13 protein-coding genes are annotated in these 17231 nt (G+C 41.5%); 11 read left to right on the top strand and 2 right to left on the bottom strand.

Translation table 11 applies throughout. From position 1 onward, the window contains the following. Window positions 1-2 precede the first annotated feature (2 nt). The 4 genes from purM to purD all read left to right on the top strand — a co-directional run bounded on the left by purM (window position 3) and on the right by purD (window position 4566). Window positions 3-1037: a phosphoribosylformylglycinamidine cyclo-ligase gene (purM, locus tag M3183_RS19230; RefSeq protein ID WP_251472217.1), complete on the top strand. Its 1035-nt coding sequence runs from the start codon at window positions 3-5 to the stop codon at window positions 1035-1037. Continuing rightward, complete coding sequence (gene purN, locus M3183_RS19225; RefSeq protein ID WP_251472215.1) at window positions 1034-1636, top strand: phosphoribosylglycinamide formyltransferase; 603 nt, start codon at window positions 1034-1036, stop codon at window positions 1634-1636. The genes purM and purN overlap by 4 nt, the downstream gene beginning before the upstream one ends. Continuing rightward, on the top strand, window positions 1611-3152 hold the full coding sequence (gene purH, locus M3183_RS19220) for a bifunctional phosphoribosylaminoimidazolecarboxamide formyltransferase/IMP cyclohydrolase (protein WP_251472213.1): 1542 nt from the start codon (window positions 1611-1613) through the stop codon (window positions 3150-3152). The genes purN and purH overlap by 26 nt, the downstream gene beginning before the upstream one ends. Before the next feature lie 145 nt (window positions 3153-3297). Then, on the top strand, window positions 3298-4566 hold the full coding sequence (gene purD, locus M3183_RS19215; protein ID WP_251472212.1) for a phosphoribosylamine--glycine ligase: 1269 nt from the start codon (window positions 3298-3300) through the stop codon (window positions 4564-4566). A gap of 121 nt (window positions 4567-4687) precedes the next feature. Here the strand turns inward: purD and M3183_RS27475 are convergent, their stop codons facing one another. Together M3183_RS27475 and M3183_RS19210 are read right to left on the bottom strand one after the other, a co-directional pair. Further along, window positions 4688-4792 (bottom strand): EYxxD motif small membrane protein, encoded by a 105-nt coding sequence (locus M3183_RS27475; RefSeq protein WP_396953738.1) that lies wholly within the window; start codon window positions 4790-4792, stop codon window positions 4688-4690. Between the two features lie 558 nt (window positions 4793-5350). Beyond that, the gene (locus tag M3183_RS19210; protein WP_251472211.1) at window positions 5351-5668 is read right to left on the bottom strand and encodes a YgaP family membrane protein; all 318 of its coding nucleotides are present in this window, start codon (window positions 5666-5668) and stop codon (window positions 5351-5353) included. A 166-nt stretch (window positions 5669-5834) separates the two neighbouring features. On the opposite strand from M3183_RS19210, the gene M3183_RS19205 reads away from it, so the two are divergent. The 7 genes from M3183_RS19205 (at window position 5835) to M3183_RS19175 (ending at window position 16014) form a co-directional block, all read left to right on the top strand. Next, window positions 5835-7580: an adenine deaminase C-terminal domain-containing protein gene (locus M3183_RS19205; RefSeq protein ID WP_251472210.1), complete on the top strand. Its 1746-nt coding sequence runs from the start codon at window positions 5835-5837 to the stop codon at window positions 7578-7580. A gap of 67 nt (window positions 7581-7647) precedes the next feature. Further along, window positions 7648-8700, top strand: a complete 1053-nt coding sequence (locus M3183_RS19200) for a DUF3048 domain-containing protein (protein WP_251472209.1) — start codon at window positions 7648-7650, stop codon at window positions 8698-8700. Window positions 8701-8706: 6 nt separating this feature from the next. Then, a complete protein-coding gene (locus tag M3183_RS19195) occupies window positions 8707-9018 on the top strand; it encodes a YerC/YecD family TrpR-related protein (protein WP_251472208.1) in 312 nt (103 codons plus the stop codon). 412 nt (window positions 9019-9430) lie between these two features. After that, window positions 9431-10114, top strand: a complete 684-nt coding sequence (gene pcrB / locus M3183_RS19190) for a heptaprenylglyceryl phosphate synthase (protein ID WP_251472207.1) — start codon at window positions 9431-9433, stop codon at window positions 10112-10114. Between the two features lie 216 nt (window positions 10115-10330). Then, a complete protein-coding gene (gene pcrA, locus M3183_RS19185) occupies window positions 10331-12586 on the top strand; it encodes a DNA helicase PcrA (protein WP_251472206.1) in 2256 nt (751 codons plus the stop codon). A 240-nt stretch (window positions 12587-12826) separates the two neighbouring features. Beyond that, the gene (gene ligA, locus M3183_RS19180) at window positions 12827-14833 is read left to right on the top strand and encodes an NAD-dependent DNA ligase LigA (RefSeq protein WP_251472205.1); all 2007 of its coding nucleotides are present in this window, start codon (window positions 12827-12829) and stop codon (window positions 14831-14833) included. Between the two features lie 17 nt (window positions 14834-14850). Further along, a complete protein-coding gene (locus tag M3183_RS19175; RefSeq protein ID WP_251472203.1) occupies window positions 14851-16014 on the top strand; it encodes a CamS family sex pheromone protein in 1164 nt (387 codons plus the stop codon). Window positions 16015-17231: the final 1217 nt, after the last annotated feature.

Raw genomic sequence — 17231 nt, 5'->3', positions numbered from 1 at the left:
CTGTGGCAAATGCATACAAACAAGCAGGCGTTGATATCGAAGCAGGTTATGAAGCAGTGGAAAGAATGAAAAAGCATGTCCAAAAAACAGCCAGGGCCGGTGTCATTGGCAGTCTTGGCGGCTTTGGCGGGATGTTCGATCTATCATCATTGAATTTAAAAGAACCTGTACTGGTATCCGGTACCGATGGGGTTGGTACCAAAATTATGCTTGCTTTCATGATGGACCGCCACGATACAATCGGCATTGATGCCGTGGCCATGTGTGTGAATGATATTGTGGTTCAAGGTGCGGAGCCGCTTTACTTTTTAGATTATATTGCCTGCGGAAAAGCAGAACCTGCCAAGATTGAAGCAATTGTTAAAGGAGTGGCGGAAGGCTGCGCACAGGCTGGCTGCGCATTAATCGGCGGGGAAACGGCAGAAATGCCGGGACTTTACCGTGAAGATGAATACGACCTTGCTGGTTTTTCCGTTGGTGCCTGCGAGAAGAAACAACTTGTTACGGGTGAAAATATTATGCCGGGAGATGTACTGATTGGCCTTGCGTCAAGCGGTATTCACAGCAATGGCTATTCATTGGTCAGAAAAGTATTTAACAACTGGTCACTGCTGGAATTTGTAGATGAACTCGAGTGCACATTAGGAGATGAACTGTTAAAACCAACAAGGATTTATGTGAAATCGATTTTGTCTGCGTTAAAGAAATTCGATCTTAAAGGAATGGCTCATATTACCGGCGGCGGTTTTATTGAAAACATTCCACGCATGCTGCCGGCTGGACTTGGTGCAGAACTGGATGAAAAGAGCTGGTATATTCCTTCTATTTTTAAATTGATTTCCGAGGTTGGCCAAATTGATTATAAAGAGATGTATAATATTTTTAATATGGGAATTGGAATGGTGATTGCTGTCCGCCGCGAGGACGCTGCAGCCGTTATGTCTCATTTTGAAGAATGTGGTGAAACGGTATATGAAATGGGCGTTGTTACAGAGCAAGAAGGAATTGTTATTAATGGACGCGGTGGACGCCGATGAAAAATATTGCGATCTTTGCATCAGGAAGCGGAAGTAACTTTCAAGCCATTTCCGAGGCTGTTCAAGCGGGTCATATTGAGGCGAATATTTCTCTTCTTGTTTGTGACCAGCCTGGTGCTTATGTGATTGAACGAGCAAGGACAGCTAAAATTCCATCATTTGTATTTCGTGCGAAGGATTATCAAAACAAAGAGGATTATGAAAAGGAAATTGCTCTCCTCTTACGCAATCGAAACGTCGAATGGATTGTCCTTGCCGGCTATATGCGCTTAATCGGGCCGACATTATTAAAACAATACGAGGGTCGAATTGTCAATATTCATCCTTCCCTTTTGCCGAACTTTCCTGGTAAGGATGCTATTGGCCAGGCACTGGCTGCAGGGGCGCAATGGACAGGGGTAACCATCCATTATGTGGATGCGGGAATGGATACGGGTCCGATTATTGCTCAGGAACGAACGAGGCTGGAAGCAAATGAGACCAGAGAAAGTTTACAACAAAAGATTCAAGCGATAGAACACAAACTATACCCATCAATTCTGCAAATGCTGCTAACAATAGGAGATGTTAAACATGACGAAAAAACGCGCGCTTATTAGTGTTTCAGACAAAAATGGAGTTGGAGAATTTGCAAAAGCACTTGCTGACTTAGGATTTGAGATTATCTCAACAGGCGGTACGAAAAAGATGCTTCAAGAACAAGGTATTCCTGTTCTAAGTGTGAGTGAAGTGACAGGTTTTCCGGAAATTCTTGAAGGACGGGTGAAAACATTAAATCCATTTATTCATGGCGGCTTGCTTGCCAAGCTGGATGATGAAGAACATCAACAACAGCTGGAGGAACACGGGATTGATCCAATTCAAGTGGTATGTGTGAATCTTTACCCATTCCAGCAAACGATTGAAAAGCCGGATGTAACTGTAGCGGATGCGATTGAAAATATCGATATCGGCGGGCCGTCCATGCTGCGTTCCTCTGCGAAAAATCATCAATTTGTAACGGTTGTGGTAGACCCGGCAGATTATGAAACGGTTCTGACTGAATTAAAGAACTCTGGTGAAACAACACTTGGAACCCGCAGAAAGCTTGCAGCTAAAGTATTCCGTCATACAGCAGCCTATGATGCCCTTATTGCTGAATACATGACCAATCTTGCTGGTGAAGAAACTCCTGAAAAGTTAACTGTTACTTATGATTTAAAACAAACTCTTCGTTATGGGGAAAACCCGCACCAAAAGGCTGCATTTTACCGGAAGCCGCTTGGCTCGACTTTCTCTATTGCGTATGCGGAGCAGCTCCATGGAAAAGAGTTATCTTACAATAATATCAATGATGCGGATGCAGCATTGCAAATCGTAAGAGAGTTCCAAGATCCAGCAGCGGTTGCAGTAAAACATATGAACCCATGCGGAGTCGGTACTGGAAAAACAGTTTTTGATGCATTTGAAAAAGCATTTGCGGCAGATCCAGTATCCATTTTTGGCGGTATTATTGCATTTAACCGTGAAGTAGATGCTCAAACAGCGCATAAACTTCATGAAATTTTCTTAGAAATTATTATTGCCCCATCATTCTCAGATGAAGCAATGGAAATTTTAACAACGAAGAAAAAGAACTTGCGGTTATTAACGATTCCATTCGGCCAAGAGCAAAAGGCGGAAGAAAGAATGGTAACAGTTGAAGGCGGACTGCTTGTCCAAGACCGTGACCGCTATACATTAGAAGATGCTTCTATCACGGTTCCAACGAAGAGAGAACCTACTCCTGAAGAGTGGGAAGCATTAAAACTTGGCTGGAAAGTTGTAAAACATGTGAAATCTAATGCTATTGTCGTTTCTGATAAGGATATGACACTTGGTATCGGTGCCGGACAGATGAATCGTGTCGGTTCAGCGGAAATTGCATTGAAGCAGGCTGGAGCAAAAGCAGAGGGAGCAGCCCTTGCATCAGATGCCTTCTTCCCAATGGATGACACTGTTGAAGCAGCAGCAAAAGCAGGCATTACAGCGATCATTCAACCTGGCGGCTCGATTAAAGATGCTGACTCCATTAAAAAAGCTGATGAATATGGCATTGCCATGGTATTTACTGGAGTCAGACATTTTAAACACTAAGAAATAGTGCTGATTTTAAAATTGCAAATAATATCGTTCGAAAACGTTAATATAAGGGTCCCATTCTTTAATAGGACCCTTTCATTCGCTCATAAAACATTAAAATTCGCTAATTAAGCAGATGAATGAACGGAGGTGGGCAGCAGTGAAGGTTTTAATCATAGGACGCGGCGGCCGTGAGCATGCCATTTGCAGGAAAGTCAGTGAAAGTCCGCTTGTGGAAAAAGTGTTCGCAGCACCCGGAAACCCTGGGATGACAGATGTAGCAGAGCTTGTTGCGATTGATGAATCCAACCATGAACAGCTGCTTCAATTTGCTAAAGATTCGGATGTAGGGTTAACTATCATCGGTCCTGAAGTTCCGCTTTTAGCGGGATTAGCTGATGAGTTCCATGCTGCAGGGTTAAAAGTGTTCGGCCCTCAAAAAGCAGCTGCTGAAATTGAAGGAAGCAAATCGTTTGCAAAAGAATTAATGAAAAAGTACCAAATCCCTACGGCTGATTATGCAGTATTTACTTCTTTTGAAGAGGCCCGCCAGTGTGTGGAGGAAAAAGGCGCCCCTATCGTTATTAAAGCTGACGGTTTGGCCGCCGGAAAAGGTGTAACAGTTGCCATGACGAAAGAAGAGGCATTAGAAAGCCTTGAAGAAATGCTTGTAAGTGAAAAATTCGGAGAAGCATCCTCTCGAGTGGTAATTGAGGAATTTTTGAGCGGCGAGGAATTTTCATTAATGGCTTTTGTCAACGGAGAAGTTGTTATACCGCTTGAAATCGCCCAAGACCATAAGCGGGCATTTGATGGTGATAAAGGACCAAATACTGGTGGAATGGGGGCATATTCTCCGGTTCCACAGATTGGTTTTGAAACTGTGAACACCGCTATAGATACAATTTTGATTCCTGCTGCCAAAGCAATGGTGCAGGAGGGCAGAAGTTTCTGCGGAATCTTATATGCCGGTCTGATTAAAACAGATAAAGGGCCAAAAGTTATTGAATTTAATGCCCGCTTCGGCGACCCGGAAACCCAGGTAGTATTGCCGAGACTTGAATCGGATTTGGTGGAAGTCATTTTAGATCTTTTAAATGGGGGTACACCTGTCCTCAAATGGGATACGCAGGCCATGTTAGGGGTGGTTGCAGCTTCCAATGGTTATCCTGAAAGCTATCAAAAAGGAGCAGTTCTAAGTGATTTAGAAAAAATCGATGAGTATGTATTCCATGCCGGTACTGCCCAAAATGATGCTGGTGAATTTGTAACAGCCGGCGGCAGGGTTCTCCTTGTTGGGGCCAAAGCTGCAGGACTGGAAGAAGCACAGAAGAAAGTGTACAAAGAACTTGAAAAATTAAACTGTGACGGCGTTTTCTACCGAAAGGATATCGGATGGAAAGCAATTGCAGCTTCTGTTCAGGCATAAATTTGAAACGCGGATAACTGTGCCAAATTCGCGGATAATGTGAATGTAAACGCGGATAAGTGAATCAAATCCGCGGATAATGCTTAAAAATCCACGGATAATACAAAAATCGGGCTCCGAATTATCGGGCCCGATTTTTTGAACGGCGCTTGAATGCGTAAAAGAGGGCGATGATACCGCCAATTAATAAAATATAGACAAAAGCTGAATGGACTAACCAATCCATTTGTTATCGACTTCCTTTCCAAAGGACTTTTTTATAAAGGAGCAGTCCTGGATTTTTAAAAAATGATTATGATGGTGAGAGTTGAAAATTGATATTTCTTTTGATTCCGTTCGCGTACCTGTTAGAAGAACAGAAGCTGCGCAATTTCCCCGGGATCCGTTCTCATGAATCCGTTATAAGAACAAGAACTGAGATATTATCCCAGAATTAGTTCTCATGGACCCGTTATTAGACCAGAAACGGCGTTAATACCCAGAATCCGTTCTCATGAATCCGTTATGAGAACAAGAACTGCAATATTACCTCAGAAACAGTTCTCAAGGACCCTTTATGAGAATAGGAAAGGAGTTAATACCCCGGAATCCGTGAATCCGTGATGAGAACAAGAACTGCGATATTACCCAGAATTAGTTCTCATGAACCTTTTATGAGAACAGGAAAGGAGTTAATACCCCGGAATCAATTCTCATGAACCGGTCATGAGAACAAGAAAAGTTTTTATACGCCCACCCCAGTTCTCATAACCCCGATCAAGCCTATTTCTTGAACAAAAGCAAATTAACTTGGATTCTGAGTCATAACCTCATCATTCAGCCCTTCCATCCCATCCATGGAAGCAGACTCTGAAGATTTTTCAGTTGAAGAGGTATAACTTTTAATCGGCTCCATGACTGGGCATTTTTCATACATAGCTGTCACTGGACAGTAACGGACAATCCCTTCTGCTACTTTCATTGCCCCGCAGATGGCCACAAGCAAATAGGAGTCCCGCCAAGGCCGTTTCACTAATTTTGCTGTACACCAAGTCAGGATGGTCAACCCTGCAGTAATCCGAATTAATGCATTTAATATACCAATATTTGGTTTGATATTCATGATGTTCACTCCTTCACAAAATGTTTACAATATTTATCAATTCTTTACTGCGTTAAACTAAAAAATATGATAGTATAGTAACTAAGGAATCTTTGTAAGGGTTTTCTTTTTTATATAATCAAACTTTTAAAATAGATCAGACACACATATAAGGGAGGGACTTCACATGCTGGAACAACGCTATCGTTGGAAAAACAAACATTTACGCACGCATGTGGGCGTTTTAGATGGAGCTGTATCACCTACCATCTTATTAAAAAATGCAACTTATCTAAATCAAACGTTTCGGAAATGGATGAAGGGCAACATTTGGATTTATAATGATCGGATTGTTTATGTGGGCGATAACTTACCGCCATATTTGGATAACTGTGAAATTATCGATTGTACAGATCAATTTCTTGTTCCTGGATATATTGAACCGCATGCTCATCCGTTTCAATTATATAATCCCCATACACTTGCGGAATATGCATCACAGTTTGGAACAACAACCATCATCAATGATAATATGCATATGGCTTTAAACTTCAAAGATAAGGAAGCGTTTTCATTATTACGAGACCTTCGGCGGATACCAACCACGATGTATTGGTGGTGCCGTTTTGACTCTCAAACAGAACTTCAACATGAAGAAGAAACTTTTTCACATAGTAAAATTAAATCCTGGCTTGAGTATGACGGTGTCCTGCAAGGCGGAGAATTAACAGGATGGCCAAAGCTTCTTGACGGTGATGACATGATGCTTCACTGGATTCAGGAGGCAAAAAGGATGGGGAAGAAAATTGAGGGGCATTTCCCTGGGTCTTCAGAAAAAACGCTTGCAAAACTGAAGCTTCTTGGTGCGGATTGCGATCATGAAGCCATTAATGGGGAAGAGGTTTATGACCGTTTAATGCAGGGATATATGGTGTCATTAAGACATTCATCTATCCGCCCGGATCTTCCCAATTTATTAGATGATATGAAACGACTCGGCATTGACGCATATGATCGTCTAATGTTTAACACGGATGGTTCTTCATCGCCTTTTTACGAGAATGGAATTAACGATATGATGATCCGGATTGCGATTGAAAAAGGGATTCCGGTAATCGATGCCTATAATATGGCAACAGTTAACATCGCCAGGTATTACAATATTGATCATTTACATGGTAATATAGCAACTGGCCGTGTCGCAAATATTAACTTTTTATCAAGCGTGGAAGACCCTACTCCTGTCTCCGTTTTAGCCAAAGGAAAATGGGTAAAGCGTGATGGAATAAAGGTTGAAAATACCTATGCTGCTGTAAATTGGAGCCAGTATGGTTTGAAACCATTAGAAATAAAATGGAATTTAACAATGGATGACCTGCAATTTTCTATGCCTTTTGGAATAAAAATGGAGAATTCAGTCATAACCAAGCCATATTCCATTGCCATTGATGTTTCCGGTGATCAGCTGCCAACTGACCATGATGAAAGTTTTTTCACCCTGCTTGACCGAAATGGACATTGGAGGATTAATACTTTATTAAAGGGCTTCACTTCTAAAGTCAGTGCATTGGCAAGCTCGTTTTCCAATACAGGGGATATTATTTTGATTGGAAAAAATAAGCAGGATATGATTTTTGCTTTTAATAGAATGAAAGAATTAGGCGGAGGAATTGTTTTAGTAGAAAATGGAGAAGTCGTGTGTGAAGTGCCGCTGCCATTGGGGGGGACGATGTCAGATCTTCCTATTGAAGAGCTGATGGTTCAAGAAAAAAGGCTATTTGCTGAGCTGACAGAACGCGGCTATGCTTTTAATGATCCTATTTACAGTTTATTGTTCTTTTCATCCACACATTTACCATATATTCGCGTGACACAGCAGGGAATGTATGATGTAATGAATAAAACAGTACTCTTTCCGACAATAATGCGTTAAAATATAAGTACGGTACAGAACTAAAGTAAAAAGGCTTCCTGCCAGATGGAAATGAGGTGTTCCTTGAATGAAAAAATGGGCTGCCGCTGCAGCCGCTGTTCTTCTATTGCTTTCAGGATGCAATAAGGAACAGGTGAAGGCACCGGAATCGAAAGAAAAACCAGCTGAACAAGCCGTGGAAAAAGAAACGCCAAAGACACAGTCTATGTATTCCTTTCCGTTAACAGGCATGGGGACTGAAAAAGAGCCTGATCAAAGGGCTGTTGCGGTGATGATTAATAATCACCCCAAGGCAAGGCCGCAATCAGGTTTAACGAAAGCTGACGTGGTTTACGAAATTCTTGCAGAAGGGGATATCACACGTTTCCTTGCTGTTTTTCAAAGTGAAAGGCCGAAAAATATTGGACCTGTCAGGAGTGCAAGGGATTACTATATTGAATTAGCAAAGGGTTTGAATGCTCTTTATATTGCCCACGGTTATAGTCCAGAAGCTAAGAAGATGCTAAACAGCAATTATATTGATAATTTGAACGGAATGGTCTATGATGGTACTTTGTTTAAACGGTCCAAAACTCGAAAAGCACCGCATAATTCCTATATAACGTATAACAATATTCTAAAGGGCGCAAAGCAGAAAAAGTATACAATGAAATCATTGCCGCCAAGCTTTCAATTTTTAACAAATGAAGAAAGTAAAAATATAACCGGCAATGAAGCGGATTCGGTTAATATTACGTATTCCAAGGGCGGTATTTCGGATTCCTCGTTTATATATGACAGCAAGCTTGGTAAATTTAAACGGTATTCCGGAGGCAAACAAACGGTCGATTTAAACACGAATGACCCTGTTTTAGTCGATAATGTTTTGATTATTGAGGCCGTTCACCGGTTCATTGATTCTTATGGACGCCGGGACATTGACTTAACATCAGGCGGCAAGGGGTATTTAATCCAAAAGGGAAAGCTGATGAAAGTGGATTGGGAAAATCGCGATGGCTTAATTATTCCGGTGAAGAATGGGCAAGAAATAGGAATGGTACCAGGTAAAACATGGGTTAATGTAGTGCCGACAAAACCAGGTCTAGAAAAAAGTGTTTCATTTCATGGCTTAAAGGAGTAAAAAATAATGCAAATTGATAAATTGCGAGGTAAAGAGCTTGACCAGTTATTTAAGGCAGTTCTTTCATTAAAGGATCTTGAAGAGTGTTATCGATTTTTTGACGATTTATGCACCATTAATGAGATTCAATCATTAGCCCAGCGTCTGGATGTTGCCAGAATGCTTCGCGAAGGAAATACGTACCACAAAATTGAGACCGAAACAGGTGCAAGCACAGCAACCATCTCAAGGGTAAAACGCTGCTTGAATTTTGGTAACGACACCTATGAAATGGTGCTTGAACGGCTCAAAGAAGATAATACAAATGAAGAGGAATAAATTAGCCGGAGATAACGAATCTTCGGTTTTTTCTTTTTGAAGGGTAACAGCTGCTATTATAAAAAAAGAGAGGCGGGTGTTTAAAGCTGCAGATATAATTGGCAAACTCGCAGATAAGTGACTAATTTTGCAGATATATTGGACTAAATTGCAGATAAGTGACTGAAAGCTGCAGATATATTGTAAGTTCACAGATAAGCGTCCGAAATTCGCAGATATATTGGAAAAACCTGCAGATAAGCGTCCGAAACCCGCAGATATATTGGACAACCCGCAGATAAATAACCAATATACGCGGATAGCCATCCCCGCCCCTATATATTTCCAACACTAGATTTATTGTTTTCTTTTTGAATCGATTGAGCAAATGCTATAATGGTGTAATGGAAATGAATATGGGAGGATTTAATAGATGTACGATGTTAGCCAGTGGCGCCATGTGTTTAAACTCGACCCTAATAAGGAAATTTCGGACGAAAAACTTGAAAAAATATGTGAATCTGGAACGGATGCTGTGATTGTCGGGGGAACAGACGGAGTTACACTTGATGGTGTTTTGAATTTAATGGCGAAAATTCGCCGCTATACAGTTCCATGCGTATTAGAGGTTTCCAGTATTGAGACGGTTACTCCAGGTTTTGACCTTTATTTTATTCCAACCGTCCTGAACAGCAGTGATCCTAAATGGGTTACCGGATTGCACCATGAAGCTGTAAAAGAATTTGGCGAAATCATGAACTGGGATGAGATTATCATGGAAGGCTATTGCATCCTTAATGATGAGTGCAAAGCGGCCCAGCTGACAACGGCCAATACCCATCTATCATCAGATGAAGTAAAGGCATATGCAATGATGGCTGATAAAATGTTTCATCTGCCAATCTTCTATTTGGAATATAGCGGAAAGTACGGGGATCCGGCTATAGCGGCTGAGGTGAAAACGACACTTGAGGATACGGTTCTTTTTTACGGAGGCGGTATTTCAACATTCGAACAAGCCCAGGAAATGGCTGAGCATGCCGATGTCATTGTGGTTGGCAATGCTCTCTATGAGGACTTCGACAAAGCATTAGAAACAATCAAAGCTGTACGCTGAAAAAATGCTTGCGTACGAAATAAAAGATAAAGTGAAACTTCCCTCAGTATGGGTTTTCTTCATCTCCCACTGAGGGTTAGCTGAACCAATCGGACCTTTACGGGCAGTTCATCTTCTGTCCAGCTTCTTTATTTACTCATAATATGTGGTGGGAGCCCTGCTGCCCGTTGAGGCGGGATAAAATAAGAATATATGTTAGTAATGGTGGTGGAATAATTGCAATACTTAACTGATAAACTTTTAAATGGTTTGAACCCTGAACAGCAGAAGGCAGTTAAAGCAACAGACGGACCGCTGCTTATAATGGCTGGTGCGGGCAGTGGTAAAACAAGAGTATTAACGCACCGAATTGCTTACCTTATTGTAGAAAAACGTGTCAATCCTTATAATATTTTAGCGATTACCTTTACCAACAAGGCTGCACGTGAAATGAAAGAAAGGATTGCTAAAATGATGGGCGGCGTATCAGAGGAAATTTGGATTTCTACTTTTCACTCGATGTGCGTTAGAATATTACGCCGGGATATTGACCGGATTGGCTTTAACCGCAATTTTACAATCCTCGACACAACTGATCAGCAATCAGTGATTAAAGGGATTTTAAAAGATAAAAATATTGATCCGAAAAAATTTGACCCAAGGGCTATTCTCGGCACGATCAGTTCTGCGAAGAACGAATTGGTGGACCCTGAGGAATATGCTAAAATGTCCGGCGGCTATTATGAACAAACTGTAAGTGATGTATACGAAGAATATCAAAAACGCCTGCGTAAAAATCAGGCCCTCGACTTTGATGACCTGATCATGAAAACTATTCAGTTATTTCAGCGGGTACCAGAAGTGCTGGAATATTATCAGCGTAAATTTCAATATATTCACGTCGATGAGTATCAAGATACAAACAGAGCACAGTATATGCTCGTAAAGCTGTTGGCCAACCGCTTTCAAAATCTATGTGTGGTCGGGGACTCAGACCAGTCTATCTATCGCTGGCGGGGCGCCGATATTGCGAATATCCTTTCATTCGAAAAGGATTATCCTAATGCAACGGTTATTCTTCTAGAGCAAAACTATCGTTCAACGAAACGAATCCTGCTTGCGGCCAATAAGGTAATTGAACACAATTTTAACCGTAAGGCGAAGAATCTTTGGACCGAAAACCCTGAGGGGAATAAAATTGTTTATTACCGTGCTGACAGCGAGCAGAGTGAAGCACAGTTTGTTGCTGGAAAAATTAAAGAATTGGGCAGGGATAAATATAAACTTTCTGATATTGCGATTCTTTACCGCACAAACGCCCAGTCGCGTGTTATGGAGGAAGTTTTATTAAAATCAAATATTGAGTACCAAATTGTCGGCGGAACAAAGTTCTACGACCGTAAAGAAATTAAGGACATGCTGGCATATTTACGGTTAATCTCTAATCCAGATGATGACATCAGCCTGCAAAGGATTATTAATGTGCCAAAACGGGGCATTGGTTCGACTTCTTTAGATAAAATTACGAACTTTGCAGCAATTCATGATCTGTCTATTTACCAGGCACTTGACTCGATTGAACTGATGGGGTTAAGTCCCAAAATTACAAAGGCTGCAAGAGAATTTCGGGATTTAATTAACAATTATACGCGAATGCAGGAGTATCTCTCTGTTACGGAATTAGTTGAAGAGGTATTAGAAAAAACAGGTTATACAGAAATGCTTAAGGCTGAGAAGTCACTGGAAGCACAGAGCCGTTTGGAAAACCTTGAGGAATTTTTATCTGTCACGAAAAACTTCGAAGAGGTAAACGAAGATAAATCACTTGTTGCGTTTTTAACAGACTTAGCTTTAGTAGCGGATATCGATTCGATGGATGATGAAGAAGAGAAGGCGGAATCTGTTGTCTTGATGACCTTGCATTCAGCCAAAGGTCTGGAATTCCCGGTTGTCTTTTTAATCGGGATGGAAGAAGGTGTCTTCCCTCATAACCGTTCATTGACTGAAGAGGCAGAAATGGAAGAAGAGCGCCGCCTTGCTTATGTCGGTATTACAAGGGCAGAACAAAATTTATACCTTACCAATGCCCAGATGAGAACCTTGTTTGGCCGTACCAACATGAATCCAGCATCACGCTTTATCAGCGAAATTCCTGAAGATCTGATAGAAGGAGTTGAGGCTGAAAGAAAATCCCCATTTGGTTCAAGACCATTTGGAAGAACAGATTCCTCTTCGTTTGGAACATCCAGAACAACCAGATCTTCTGCAGGTTCTCCTGCTGCACCAAGAAAACCAGTCATGCGCCCAGTCTCAACAGGAGGAGAAGGTGTGGACTGGAAGGTCGGCGATAAAGCTCAACATGGAAAATGGGGAGTTGGAACGGTGGTCAGTGTGAAAGGAGAAGGAGAAAGCACAGAGCTTGATATTGCATTTCCAAGTCCAGTTGGGGTCAAGCGGCTTCTGGCAAAATTCGCTCCCATCCAAAAAGCGTAATTTCAGGGAGTATTCCATTTTTATGTGTAACGAATTCTTATGAAACTGAGTCCAATCTGATGTGATGGTTTGGAAAAGGGGCGGAGTGCTGCAAAAATACGTCTGTAATAAATTTATTTGCGCAGGATATTGCGGCCTGCCTGTTCATACCGTCTTGATTGGCAGGGAATGTTCTCTGAATGCTTTTTCATCGTAAACAGTGGTATGCTCAACATATTAGTTTTAGAAAGGGCTGGATGTATGGACCTTCAAACGGCTGAAGCAAAAATAAAGGAATTAAGAAATTTATTAAACCAATATGGCTATGAATATTACGTACTGGATAAACCGTCGGTGCCGGATGCGGAATATGACCGTCTGATGCAGGAACTGATTGTATTGGAAGAACAGTTTCCAGAATTAAAAACCCCCGATTCTCCAACAGTTCGCGTCGGAGGATCAGTACTTGATATGTTCGAAAAAGTGGAACACCGCATTCCAATGTTAAGTTTAGGGAACGCCTTTAATGAACAGGATTTACGGGATTTTGACCGCAGAGTACGCCAGAGTGTCGGCGATCATGTTTCCTACGTATGTGAACTGAAAATTGACGGACTGGCAGTTTCTCTACGATACGAAGATGGTCTGTTTGTTCAGGGCTCGACACGCGGTGACGGGACCATTGGTGAGGATATCTCTGAGAATTTAAAGACCATTAAATCGGTCCCGCTGCGTCTAAAGGAGCCAATTTCCATCGAAGTACGCGGTGAAGCTTTCATGCCAAAGCGTTCCTTTGAAGCATTAAATGAAGCAAGACGTGAACGCGGTGAAGAACAGTTTGCTAACCCTAGAAATGCAGCGGCAGGATCACTAAGGCAGCTTGATCCCAAAATTGCTGCATCAAGACGTCTGGACACCTTTTTGTATGCAATAGGCAATCCTGAGGTAATTAGGGCATCGACACATAGCGGAGGTCTCGATTACCTTGATAAGCTTGGTTTTAAAACAAATAAAGAGCGGCGCAAATGTGCATCCATTGATGATGTGATTGAATATGTCAATGGCTGGGTTGAAAAGCGTCCACATCTTCCCTATGAAATTGATGGGATCGTAGTGAAGGTAGACTCACTCGCTCAGCAGGAAGAGCTGGGGACTACGGCAAAAAGTCCGCGCTGGGCGATTGCCTATAAATTCCCTGCTGAAGAGGTTGTCACGACGCTTCTAAATATTGAACTTAGTGTCGGCAGGACAGGCGTCATAACTCCAACAGCCATTCTTACGCCGGTTAAAGTGGCAGGGACAACGGTTCAGAGAGCTTCCCTCCATAATGAAGATCTTATCCGCGAAAAGGATATTAAAATTGGTGATAAGGTTGTCATTAAAAAGGCCGGCGATATCATTCCGGAAGTGGTGAATGTCCTGGCCGATCAGCGGACTGGGGAAGAGGTCGATTTTCACATGCCGACACATTGTCCGGAGTGTGAAAGTGAGCTTGTCCGATTGGATGGAGAGGTTGCATTACGCTGTATTAATCCGAAGTGCCCAGCCCAGATACGCGAGGGGCTGATTCACTTTGTTTCCCGTGATGCCATGAATATTGACGGTCTTGGTGAAAAAGTCATCAGTCAGCTGTTTAAAGAAAAATTAATCAACGATGTGGCGGATATTTATAGGCTCACCCGTGAGCAGCTGTTAGCATTAGAAAGAATGGGTGAAAAATCTGTTTCAAACCTGCTGGCAGCCATCGAAGCATCGAAGAGTAATTCGCTTGAAAAGCTGTTGTTTGGACTTGGAATCCGACATGTCGGAGCAAAAGCAGCGAAAACACTGGCACTTGAATTTGGATCAATGGATCAGCTTGCCTCTGCCTCAAAAGAGGAGCTGATTGCCATCAATGAAATTGGCGATAAGATGGCCGATTCCATTGTCAGCTTTTTTGAACAGGAAGAAGCAAAGGAGCTTATTCAGGAATTAAAGTCTTTTGGTGTAAATATGGAATATAAAGGGGCAAAACCTGTCTCGCCAGCTGAATCTGATTCAATTTTTGCCGGGAAAACAGTTGTCCTTACTGGGAAACTTGAACAGTTGACAAGAAATGAAGCGAAGGAAAAAATTGAAGCCCTCGGCGGTAATGTGGCCGGCAGCGTCAGCAAAAAAACCCATTTGGTTGTTGCAGGGAGCGATGCGGGTTCGAAGCTGGCAAAGGCACAAGAATTAGGAATTGAAGTGTGGGATGAAGAGAAAATGCTGGAGGAACTAAATAAGTAAGAGGTGTTCACAATTTTATGAGAAAGCTCTCATTGCTTACCCTTATACTTGTTTTTTTGCTAAGTGCCTGCGCACCGAATTTTGGAAATTCGAATGAAGAGGTTCAGACAAAGGAAAAAACAAAGGGGAAAGCCATTATTCCAAAATATAATATTTCAGACAAGTATTATCGGACGATTTTACCCTTTAAACCAGCGGAAGCCAGAGGACTTGTCGTTAATAATATCAATACAAGATATGATTTGAATGAATTTGAAATGGGTTTAATGCGTATTGCCCAGCACAGCTTTGATACGGACAAATATTATTTCCGCGAGGGGCAGGAAATTAAAGCAGAAACCGTTCAATTATGGTTAAACCGAAAATATACGAAAGAGCAATTAAAGGAAAATAAACTGAAGGCATCTCAAAATATTGGCTTGAATCCGGTTAATACAGGTACAGTTGCCAATCCAAGTTCACCTATCTATTTAGCTCATATATTGGAGCATGATTATCTAACGAAGGATGATAAAGGAAATGTAAAATTAGGCGGTGTTACGATTGGTCTGGCAATGAACTCAACCTATTATTATAAGGTGCCTGTCGGTGGCGGGACACTTCAAAAGGATCAAACTATTCCTAAAGCTGAAATAGAAAGCCAAGGGAAGAAGATTGCTGCTGAAGTCGTCAACCGGATGAGGAAAATAAAAAGTTTATCAAACATTCCGATTACGATTGCCATCTTTAAACAGGAGGTCAAATCTTCTGTCGTTCCTGGGAATTTTATTGCCTATACAACGGTTGACAGTGGAAGTTCCACTTTAAATAGCTGGCAAAAAATTAATGAAAAATATTATTTGTTTCCGTCGGCCGATGCACAAAATGATCATCGTGACGATGTGACTTCCTTTTTGAATTTTAAGCAGGACGTGGAAGATTATTTTCCAAATTTCAACGGTGTGATTGGCAAAGCTTTTTATGTGGGAGATCAAATGCAGGATCTATCGATCACGATTCCAATCCAATTTTATGGAAAAACAGAAGGGGTTGGATTCACCCAATATGTGACTGGATTGGTTATGCAATATTTTCCTAAATATCTCCCAGTATCGGTAAGTGTCACCTCCGTTAATGGACCAGAGGCGCTTATAGTCAAAAAGGCAAACGAAACAGAACCCTTTGTGTATATTTATCAATAAACAATAAATTGCCTAGGAGCGGGACGGTTGTTCGTTTTCCTTGGCGATGACCTTACTATTAAACTGAAGGCTATTATAATCTAGTATAGTAATACAGAAAGCTATCTAAGAGCAACGGCTTTACTTTAGGGGTCCAAACAATGGAATGCACACGCTACCGCATTTAGGATATAGCGTGTGCATTTTTATTTTATTATCAAGGTTTAATGGCGTTTTTAATATTTTTTTATATAAAAGATCCCGGGGTAAATCACAAGGAAGCAAAAATATATTGGAGAGTATGTGGATTTGGTCTGATTTATAATGTGAATTTAAGCGAGGATTTTAATGGTACGGCGTTAGTTCTTTCAATTAAATTTGGGCAGCCAATACTCATTGACTACCCAGAGTGCTCTATTCAACCACTTTGAGTCGCCAATAGTCTTAATTGGCGACCTAAAGGTTCTATTTAACTAATTTGAGTCGCCAAAAGCCTTAATTGTCTACCTAAAGGGTTCTATACAATCACTTTGAGTAGCCAAAAGCCTTAATAGTCGCCCGAAAGGGTTCTATTCGACCACTTTGAGTAGCCAATAGTCCTAATTGGCGCCCGAAAGGGTTCTATACAACCACTTTGAGTCGCCAATAGTCCTAATTGGCAACTGAAAGGGTTCTATACAATCACTTTGAGTAGCCAAAAGCCTTAATAGTCGCCCGAAAGGGTTCTATACAACCACTTTGAGTAGCCAATAGCCTTAATTATCGCCCGAAAGGGTTTTATTCAACCACTTTGAGTAGCCAATAGCTTTAATAGTCGCCCGAAAGGGTTTTATTCAACCACTTTGAGTAGCCAATAGCTTTAATTGGCAACCTAAAGGGTTCTATACAATCACTTTGAGTAGCCAATAGCTTTAATAGTCGCCCGAAAGGGTTCTATACAACCACTTTGAGTAGCCAATAGCTTTAATAGTCGCCCGAAAGGGTTTTATTCAACCACTTTGAGTAGCCAATAGCTTTAATAGTCGCCCGAAAGGGTTTTATTCAACCATTTTGAGTCGCCAATAGCTTTAATTGGCAACCTAAAGGGTTCTATACAATCACTTTGAGTAGCCAAAAGCCTTAATAGTCGCCCGAAAGGGTTCTATACAACCACTTTGAGTAGCCAATAGCCTTAATTATCGCCCGAAATGGTTCTATACAACCACTTTGAGTCGCCAATAGCCTTAATTGGCGACCTA

Source organism: Neobacillus mesonae (assembly GCF_023715155.1).
Classification (GTDB): domain Bacteria; phylum Bacillota; class Bacilli; order Bacillales; family Cytobacillaceae; genus Neobacillus; species Neobacillus mesonae_A.
This window is presented reverse-complemented; position numbering and strand designations above follow the sequence as displayed.